At 67.9% G+C, this 8,967-nt stretch carries 7 protein-coding genes; 4 read left to right on the forward strand and 3 right to left on the reverse strand.

What is annotated here, in order from left to right:
- From ACOJSF_RS10175 to ACOJSF_RS10185, 3 genes are all read right to left on the reverse strand, one after another.
- A partial coding sequence (locus tag ACOJSF_RS10175) for an enoyl-CoA hydratase/isomerase family protein (protein WP_420142095.1) occupies positions 1-316 on the reverse strand: 316 nt, incomplete at its 3' end.
- Positions 317-380: 64 nt separating this feature from the next.
- The gene (locus ACOJSF_RS10180; RefSeq protein ID WP_420142096.1) at positions 381-2,357 is read right to left on the reverse strand and encodes a PQQ-binding-like beta-propeller repeat protein; all 1,977 of its coding nucleotides are present in this window, start codon (positions 2,355-2,357) and stop codon (positions 381-383) included.
- Between the two features lie 50 nt (positions 2,358-2,407).
- Positions 2,408-3,361 (reverse strand): cupin domain-containing protein, encoded by a 954-nt coding sequence (locus ACOJSF_RS10185; RefSeq protein ID WP_420142097.1) that lies wholly within the window; start codon positions 3,359-3,361, stop codon positions 2,408-2,410.
- A gap of 255 nt (positions 3,362-3,616) precedes the next feature.
- Here ACOJSF_RS10185 and ACOJSF_RS10190 point away from each other — a divergent pair, with 255 nt between their 5' ends.
- From ACOJSF_RS10190 to ACOJSF_RS10205, 4 genes are all read left to right on the forward strand, one after another.
- On the forward strand, positions 3,617-6,049 hold the full coding sequence (locus ACOJSF_RS10190; protein WP_420142098.1) for a hypothetical protein: 2,433 nt from the start codon (positions 3,617-3,619) through the stop codon (positions 6,047-6,049).
- A 32-nt stretch (positions 6,050-6,081) separates the two neighbouring features.
- Positions 6,082-7,026: a methylenetetrahydrofolate reductase [NAD(P)H] gene (gene metF, locus ACOJSF_RS10195; protein ID WP_420142099.1), complete on the forward strand. Its 945-nt coding sequence runs from the start codon at positions 6,082-6,084 to the stop codon at positions 7,024-7,026.
- Positions 7,023-8,084, forward strand: coding sequence for a homocysteine S-methyltransferase family protein (locus ACOJSF_RS10200; RefSeq protein ID WP_420142100.1), 1,062 nt, complete (start codon positions 7,023-7,025; stop codon positions 8,082-8,084). Before metF ends, ACOJSF_RS10200 begins: the two co-directional genes overlap by 4 nt.
- A 155-nt stretch (positions 8,085-8,239) precedes the next feature.
- A partial coding sequence (locus ACOJSF_RS10205; protein ID WP_420142101.1) for a dihydropteroate synthase occupies positions 8,240-8,967 on the forward strand: 728 nt, incomplete at its 3' end.

Below are 8,967 nucleotides of genomic sequence, written 5' to 3' on the forward strand. Positions count from 1 at the left end.
CGCCGAGCTCGCTCGTCGGCTGCGGCAGCGCCTCGAACGCGCCGACATAGGAATCCATCTCGGCTTCGTAGGCGATGCCTTCGTCGCCGGTCGTGAAGGACTGGAAGCCGGCAATATCGGTGCCCGCGACGAACGCCTTGCCGCCCACGCCGCGCAAGGTGACCACGCGGATCTCCAGATCGGCCGCGATCGCCGCGCACGCGTCGCCCAGACCCCGCCACATCGTCCAGGTGAGCGCGTTATAGGCGGCCGGGCGGTCGAACAGGATCTGCGCGACCGCGCCGTTCTTCTCCCAGCGCGTAACGCCCTCGCTCATGCCGCGCCCCTCGCGTCGTGCGGGGACGTGACGGCCGGGGCCCTCTCATATCGTGTGGGCGTGATCATGCGGCGGGCAGGCGGAAGGCGATCAGTTCGCTGCTATAGCTTCCCCCGCCGACCGCGATGACCAGATATTGGCGTCCGTCGAGCATATAGGTCATCGGCGCGCCGGTCTGGCCGGCGGGCATGTGGACCGCGCCCTTCTGCGCGCCCGTCGCCTTGTCATAGGCGCACAGCATCGCGCCGCGACGGCCGTCGGGCAGGGTGACGATGCCGGGCTCGCCGCAGATGACGAGGCTCTTGGTGACGAGCGGGCCGACATTCCCCGCGCGGCCCGTCTTGGGGATCGTCAGCCCCTTCAGCTTGGGATGGTTGCGCACCTGGTCGGGCGTCTCGCCGTGCGGCACTTGCCACGCGAACGTCCCGCTCTTCAGGTCGATCGCGGTGATCCGGCCGTACGGCGGCTTGAGCAGCGGCAACCCTTCGACCGACAGCACGCCATAGACATGATCGCCGCGCTTGGGGGGATCGGACATGCCGCGCACGTTAATATAGGCGAAATCCGACAGCGCCTTGTCGCTGTTCGGCAGCTCGGTCATCACGTCGGCGACCGTCTTCGAATAGACGTAGACGATGCCCGTCTCCGGATCGGCGGCGCCGCCCGGCCAGTTGGTGCCGCCCGTCAGATGCGGAACGGTCAGCGTCCCCCACGTCCCCTCGGGCTCGAACAGCGAGGCGGGGGTGAAGATCGGCCCGGTGCGGTAATTGTTCATCGCCGCCACCGCCGCCGCGCGCAGCTCGGGCGTGAAGTCGATCAGTCCGTCCTCGGTCACGCCCTGCATGTCGTAGGCGGGCGGTTTCGACGGGATGGGCTGCGTCGGCGAATACCATTCGCCGGGCACGTCGCCCTTGGGCACCTTGCGCTCGGGGATCGGCCACACCGGCTTCCCCGTCTCGCGATCGAGCACATAGAGGAAGCTCTGCTTGGTCGGCTGCGCGAGCAGTTTGACGATCCTGCCCTTGATCGGCACGTCGAGCAGGATCGCCGCGCACGGTATGTCATAATCCCACAGCCCGTGGTGGACGAGCTGATAGTGCCATTTGCGCTCGCCCGTATCCAGGTCGACCGCGACGATGCTTTCGCCGAACAGGCCCGGCCCGCGCCGATATTGCCCGCCGACATCGCCGGTCGGAAGCTCGATGCCCAGATAAGCGAGGTTCAGTTCGGGATCGGCCGAAATCTGCCCCCACATGCCCGCATTGCCGATGCTGTCGGTGCCGTCGAGCCAAGTGTCGTACCCGAACTCCCCCTTTTGCGGGATGGTGTGGAAGATCCACTTCCGCGCGCCGGTTTTCGCGTCGTAGCCGCGCACATAGCCGCGCACGTTGTCGCGCGTCCTGGGTACGTTCCCGGGCGTGTGCGCCGCGCCGACGATCACCGTGTTTCGGGCGACGCAGGGCGTGGAGTTGAGCCCGACATCGCTGTCGACCGGGTCGATCTCCTGATCGAAATTGGTCTTGAGGTCGACCACCCCGTCGGTGCCGAAGCTCGCGATCCGCTGCCCCGTCTTCGGGTCGAGCGCGATCAGGCGATAGCCGATCGTGACGTAGAATAGCCGCTCGTCGCGCCCGTCGGTCCAGTAGGAAACGCCGCGCCCCGAAAACTGGCGGGGCGCCTTCTTCGCGCGCTCCCCCTCGTCCTCGCGATGGATCCACAGCAATTCGCCCGTCGCGGCGTCGAGCGCGACCACGTCGCGGCGCGACCCGGCGGTCGAATAGAGGACGCCGTTGACCAGCAGCGGCGTCGCCTCGAGGTTGTAATCGGGCCGCGCGCCGAGCGAGTCCGTGCGGAAGCGCCACGCCACGCGCAAGGTATCGAAATTGTCCGCGTTGATCTGGTCGAGCGGCGCGTAGCGCGTGCTCCCCAGATCGTTGGCGTAATGCAGCCAGTCGGTGTCGCCGGGCGCGCGCGTGCGCGGGCTGATCTGCGCCCATGCGGGAATTCGCGCCGCCGCCCAGGCCAGCGGCGCGATTGCCATCAGCGTTCGCCGTGAAAGCCGCATCGCGCCGCCCGTCCCGCGATCGCCGATCAGTGCGCCTCGAAATTGTGGAGGATGACGGGGCGGGGGTTGAGCGGGATGCGCGTCGACATCGGTGCGCTCGGATCGTTGCCCGGGCGGTGCCAGCGGCCCTTGGCGGCCGCGACGACATCGCCGGGTTCGGACACGAAATAGGGGAAGCCCTCGATCTTGTAGCCGACGCGCCCTTCCATGATGAACCAGAATTCGGTCCAGTCGGTGTGGAAATGGCCCTTGTTCGTGTCGGGCGGGACCGCATCCGCCGCCTTGCCGCGCAGGATGTTCGACGTGAAATGGTCGTCCCACACGAACTTGCCGTTATAGGGCTTGTCGCCGACGCCGATCGTCTTGAAGAAATCGACGTAGATCGGGTTGGTGTCGCGGTCCTTGGCGGGCCCCGGATTTCCCGTCACCTTGACATAAGTGCGCCCCGGAAAGGGATCGGGCGTCTCGCTCGCCGGGTAGAGCGGGGGCGATCCCGCCTGCCGCACCTCGAACCAGAGCGCCGGTTTGTCGCCGACATTCTCGATCGTGTAGACGTGGCGGAACGGCACGCTGACCATGAAGCCCTTGGTCGCGGTGAACGGCTCGACCCCGTCGATCGTCACCTTCACCGATCCGTCCCAAACGATGAACATGATCCGGTCGTCGGCGTAGAATTTCGCCTTGGTCTTCTTGCCCGCGCCGAGCGAGACATAGTCGGCGTCCTGCTCGCTGTTGCGCAGGATCGGCTGGACCCAGTCGCTCTTGCCGCGATGCGCGGCCAGCACGTCCGCCAGCTTCCAATGGACCTTGTTCGGGGTGGTGTAGGGGGTGGGGGTGGTCGGTTTCGCCGACCAGAATTCCGCCGGCATGCGCGGTTGCGTCACCGGCATCGGATCCTCACGGCCCGAAAATTGTGCCGAGGCGGTGAATGCGGTGCAGACGGCCGCGGTCGCGGCGCCCAGATAAAGCAGGCCCTTCATTCCACTCTCCCATGATACGGCGCGTTTTCGCGCTCTGGTCGACGCCGTCCGGCATCGTTGTATGGACGGCCGCGATCTTGTATGCGATCCGGAAGATCGTCAAGAGAACAATGGTTTCCAGCCATAAGACAAAACCGCTTGTTCTGCCATGCGCCTTCCATTCTGCCGACAGCGCGGCGCGCGGACGTGGCGGCGTCCGCCTCCACGCGGCGCAGGATGGTTGATCCTTCGCGCGAATGAAGCATTTAGGATCGCATGATCCTGTCCGATCGCCCTGCCCGACGCGGGCGCCGCGTCGCCGTGGCGCTGTTGCTCGGATCGCTGGCCGCCGTCCCGGGGATGACCGCCGATCCCGCGCCGTTCGACCTGCCCGGGCCCGATCTCGCCATTTCGGTGACGCGCGACGGCCGGACGCTGCCGATCGGCGAGGTGCCGGGACTGGCGACGGGCGACGCGCTGACGATCCGCGCCGATCTGCCCAGGGATCAGCGCGCCCGTTTCCTGCTCGTCGCCGCCTTCCTTCAGGGCGCGACCAATCCGCCGCCGAAGAAGTGGATCCACGCCGCCGAGACGTGGAAGCCCAAGGACAAGGATCGCACCCTGTCGCTGAAGGTGCCCGAAGGCGCGCGGCAGCTGATCCTGTTCCTCATCCCCGATACGGGCGGCGCGGCGGGCACGATCGCCGATAATGTGCGCGGCAAGCCCGGTGAGTTCGTCCGCGCCACGCAGGATCTCAACCAGGCCTCGCTTGATCGGTCGCGGCTCAACGCCTTCATGACCGCGATCCAGGCGCAGGACCGTCTCCACCCCGAATTCCTGAAGACGGTCGCGCCGATGCTGGCGCGCAGCCTGTCGATCAAGCTCAACCAGGACTGCCTGGCCAAGGTGATCGATCTCCAGGCCGCCTGCCTGCTCGAAAACCGCGACACGCTCGTGCTGGCGGACGTGCACAGCAGCTCGCTCGCCGAAACGCTGGCGGGCGCGCCGACCGATCTCGCGCTTCAGCTCAGCGCCACGCGCGAGGCGGGGTTCGGCTATTACAGCCCCTATATCGGCGTGATCCGCGACGTGGCGCGGATCTTCGGCGCGTTCAGCAATCCGCATTTCGATTATCTGCCGACGATCAGCCAGCGGCAGGGCGACACCGTGTCGCTGCTGCTCAACGCCGCCCCCTCGTTCGAACGGCCGAAGTCCGTGATGGTCGTGCCGATGCCCGCGATCGAGGCGGAACGGCCCCCGGCGCTGCGCGATCCGGCGGGCCAGCCGGTCTGCCTCGCCCGGCCCGGCGCGGTGCTTCCGGTCGAGGGCGCGCCCCTGGTCTATTCGACCGCTTATGCGCGCGAGATGCGGCTGCGGCTGACCTCCGCTTCGGGCGAGACGGTCGACCTGCCCGTGGAGGCGCGCGCCGATCGCGGCGGATATGTCGTGACCGGCGACACCGCCGTCACCGCGCGCCTGAAGGGGCCGATCACCGGCCAGCTTCTGGGGTCGTGGGGCTTCGATCCGCTGCGCGGCCCGGAATACGCGATCCAGATGCCGGGCGACGGCGGATGGAGCGCGGGGGAGGACGGCGCCAACCTCGTCGCCGGCCGCGCCAATCCGCTCACCCTGACCGGCGGGGCGCCCGCCTGTGTCCAGAGCGTCGTGCTCAAGCTGGGGCAGGGCACGCCCCGCACGGTGACGTGGAAGGCGCGCGGTGACACGGGCCTCGACCTTGTCCTGCCGCTGGAGGATGCGCCGCCGGGCAATGCGACGCTCGAGGTACGGTCGTTCGGCGCGAAACCCGTGACCGTGGCGCTCCGGGCCTATCGCCAGGCCAGCCGGCTCGACCAGCTCATATTCCACGAAGGGGACTCGTGGGGCATGCTGTCCGGCCAGCGCCTCGATCAGGTCGCGCGGATCGAGCTCGGCGCGGCGCGGCTCCGGCCCGACGGGCTGACGCGCACGGGCGACACCGATCGGCTGCGCATCGTGGGCGACGGCGGGCCTGTCGTGGCGGCGGGCGGCACCGCGCGCGTCGTGCTGGCCGACGGTCGTTCGGCGACCGTGCCGGTCACGACCGCGCCCGCGCGCCCGCGCGCCGCCATTCTCGACAAGAGCCTCGTCGCGAAGGGGGAGGGGGCGGGCCTCCGCCTGTCCGCCACCGGCCCCGACGTCCTGCCCGACGATGCGCGGCTGGTCTTCTCGATCCGCGCGGGGGAGGGGGCGCGCTTCCTGCCGGGCGACGAGGTCGAGGTGGCGAGCGAGGATGCGTCGATCATGCTGTCCTCCGGGCCTGCGCTGCGGCTCGACCGGCCCGACATTCTCGTCGCGACGCTCGATCCGGCCAGCCTGGGGCCCTCCGCCTTCGGGCCGCTGCGCTTCCGCGTGGTCAGTAAAGGGGAGACGGGCGACTGGCAGCCGCTGGCGACTTTGGTGCGGCTGCCCCGGATCGACGCGATCGAATGCGCGGCGAATTCCGACGCGACCTGCACGATGCGCGGCCAGGGTCTCTATCTGATCGCCGCGGTCGCCCCGACCACCGGGTTTGACGGTGCGGCAACCGTGCCCGCCGGCTATACCGCACCGGTCCTGTCGGTGCCCGCGCCGCGCGACGGCAAGCTCCATCTGCGCCTGCGCGACGCGCCCGACGCGGTCATGACGCTCGACACCGGATCGCGGCAGGAGAAGGTGCCGCCGCCCGCTTGACCGGCATATAAAGGAATCTTTATATGCATTTCATGTCCCAACCTTCGCTCGCACAATTGGAGGAGGCGCGCCGCGCGCTCGACGCGCCGCTGTTCGCCGATATGGCGGGCGACGCCGCCGTCAGCTTCGAATTCTTCCCGCCCAAGACGGAGCGGATGGACGAGCAATTGTGGAGCGCGATCGAGACGCTGGCCCCGCTTGCGCCCGAATTCGTCTCGGTCACCTATGGCGCGGGCGGATCGACGCGCGAACGCACGCACGCCACGGTCGCCCGCATCGCGCGCGAGACGGCGATCCCGGCCGCCGCGCACCTGACCTGCGTCGAAGCGAGCAAGGCGGAGATCGAGGAGATTGCGCGCGGCTATTGGGAGGCGGGGGTGCGGCATATCGTCGCGCTGCGCGGCGTTCCGCCGCAGGCGGGCGAGGCGTTCCGCCCGCATCCGCAGGGCTATGCTAACGCGGCCGAACTGACGGCGGGGCTGAAGGCGATCCATCCGTTCGAAATTTCGGTGGCGGCCTATCCCGAATGCCATCCGGCCAGCCCCAGCGTCTCCGCCGATCTCGACAATCTGAAGGCGAAGATCGATGCCGGGGCGGATCGCGCGATCAGCCAGTTCTTCTTCTCGCCCGAAACCTTCTTCCGCTTTCGCGATCGCGCGGCGGCGGCGGGGATCGCGGCGGAAATCGTGCCGGGTATCCTGCCCGTGACCAACGTCGCCACCACGCGCAAGTTCGCCGGGCTGTGCGGCGCCGCCATCCCGCCCTGGATGGACCGGCTGTTCGAGGGGCTGGACGATCATCCCGCCGCGCGCCAGCTCGTCGCCGCGACGATCGCCGCCGAATTGTGCCGCCGTCTTTATGCGGGCGGCGTGCGCCATTTCCATTTCTACACGCTCAACCGCGCGGAACTGGCCTACGCCATCTGCCACATGCTCGGGCTCCGCGCCGATGCGCGCGTCGAGGAGAAAGCGGCATGACCAAAACCCCATCCGACGCCGCCGCCCGCTTCCGGGCCGAAGCGGCGAAGCGCATCCTGCTGACAGACGGCGCGTTCGGCACGATGATCCAGCGCTACAAGCTGGATGAGGCTGCCTATCGCGGCAGCTATGACATGGCGCATGATCAGAAGGGTAATAACGACCTGCTGGTCCTGTCGCAGCCCGATCTGATCCGCGAGATTACCGAGGCCTATCTGACGGCCGGGTCGGACATGGTCTCGACCAACACCTTCAACGCCAACCGCGTGAGCGAGGCGGATTACGGCGCCGAGCATCTGGTGCGCGAGATGAACCTCGCCGCCGCCGGCATCGCGCGCGCGGCGGCGGACAAGTTCGCGGGCCAGGACGGCCGCCCGCGCTTCGTCGCCGGGGCGATCGGGCCGACCAACAAGACGCTGTCGCTGTCGCCCGACGTCAACGATCCCGGCTTCCGCGCGATCGGCTTCGACGAGCTGAAGGACGTCTATCGCGAGCAGGGCGAGGCGTTGCTCGACGGCGGCTGCGATTTCATCCTGATCGAAACCGTGTTCGACACGCTCAATGCCAAGGCCGGCATCGTCGCGGTGCGCGAGATCGAGGAGGCACGCGGGATTGAGGTGCCGATCATGCTGTCGATGACGATCACCGACATGTCGGGACGCAATCTGTCGGGCCATTCGGTCGAGGCGTTTACCTACATGGTGCGCCACGCCCGCCCGCTGACGATTGGGCTCAACTGCGCATTCGGCGCCGATCTGATGCGCCCCTATCTCAAGGATATGGCCGACATCGCCGACGCGCTGATCATGGCCTATCCCAATGCCGGCCTGCCCAACGATCTCGGCGCCTATGACGAGCAGCCGGAAACGACCGGCGGCATGGTCGGCGACTGGGCCAGGGACGGGCTGGGCAACGTGGTCGGCGGCTGCTGCGGCACCACGCCCGATCATATCGCGGCGATGGCGGCGGCGGTGAAACAGTTTGCGCCGCGCGCGGTCGCCCGGCCGCGCACCGCGATGCGCCTGACCGGCCTCGACCCGTTCGTGATCGCCGCATAAGGACGAACTCTCCGCCCCGGCACGGGGAGGGGGACCGCTCGCGTAGCGAGTGGTGGAGGGGGGCTTTCGACGCAGCGCCCCTGCCTCACACCCCCCTCCACCATGCTGCGCATGGTCCCCCTCCCCGCCGGCGGGGAGGATCGAAAGAAAGACAGATGGCCAGCACCCCTTCCTCCACCCGGTTCGTCAACATCGGCGAGCGGACCAACGTCACCGGATCGGCGGCGTTCAAGAAGCTCATCATGGGCGGCGACTATACGAAGGCGGTCGAGGTCGCGCGCCAGCAGGTGGAGAATGGCGCGCAGGTCATCGACGTCAACATGGACGAAGGCTTGCTCGACGCGGTCGAGGCGATGACCACCTTCCTCAAGCTGATCGCGGCCGAGCCCGACATCGCGCGCGTGCCGGTGATGGTCGACAGCTCGAAATGGGAGGTGATCGAGGCCGGGCTGAAATGCGTGTCCGGCAAGCCGATCGTCAATTCGATTTCGATGAAGGAAGGCGAGGCTCCGTTCCTGGAAGCCGCGCGCAAGTGCATGGATTATGGCGCGGCGGTGGTCGTCATGGCGTTCGACGAGCAGGGCCAGGCGGACACCAAAGAACGCAAGATCGAGATTTGCGAGCGCGCCTACAAGGAACTGATGGGCATCGGCTTTCCGCCCGAAGACATCATCTTCGACCCCAACGTCTTCGCGGTGGCGACCGGGATCGAGGAGCACAACAACTACGGGGTCGATTTCATCGAGGCGGTGAAGGAAATCCGCGCGCGCTGCCCGCATGTCCATTTCTCGGGCGGCCTGTCCAACCTCTCGTTCTCCTTCCGCGGCAACGAGCCAGTGCGCCGGGCGATGCACTCGGTGTTCCTCTACCACGCGATTCCCGC

This window comes from Sphingomonas sp. (assembly GCF_048594985.1).
In the GTDB taxonomy this organism is placed as follows: Bacteria; Pseudomonadota; Alphaproteobacteria; order Sphingomonadales; family Sphingomonadaceae; genus Sphingomonas_I.

Bases quoted from the DNA above. Each gene is read 5' to 3' on its own strand.
- metF (WP_420142099.1), top strand. From the start codon at position 6,082: ATGTCCCAACCTTCGCTCGCACAATTGGAGGAGGCGCGCCGCGCGCTC.
- ACOJSF_RS10185 (WP_420142097.1), bottom strand. From the start codon at position 3,361: ATGAAGGGCCTGCTTTATCTGGGCGCCGCGACCGCGGCCGTCTGCACC.
- ACOJSF_RS10190 (WP_420142098.1), top strand. From the start codon at position 3,617: ATGATCCTGTCCGATCGCCCTGCCCGACGCGGGCGCCGCGTCGCCGTG.
- ACOJSF_RS10180 (WP_420142096.1), bottom strand. From the start codon at position 2,357: ATGGCAATCGCGCCGCTGGCCTGGGCGGCGGCGCGAATTCCCGCATGG.
- ACOJSF_RS10200 (WP_420142100.1), top strand. From the start codon at position 7,023: ATGACCAAAACCCCATCCGACGCCGCCGCCCGCTTCCGGGCCGAAGCG.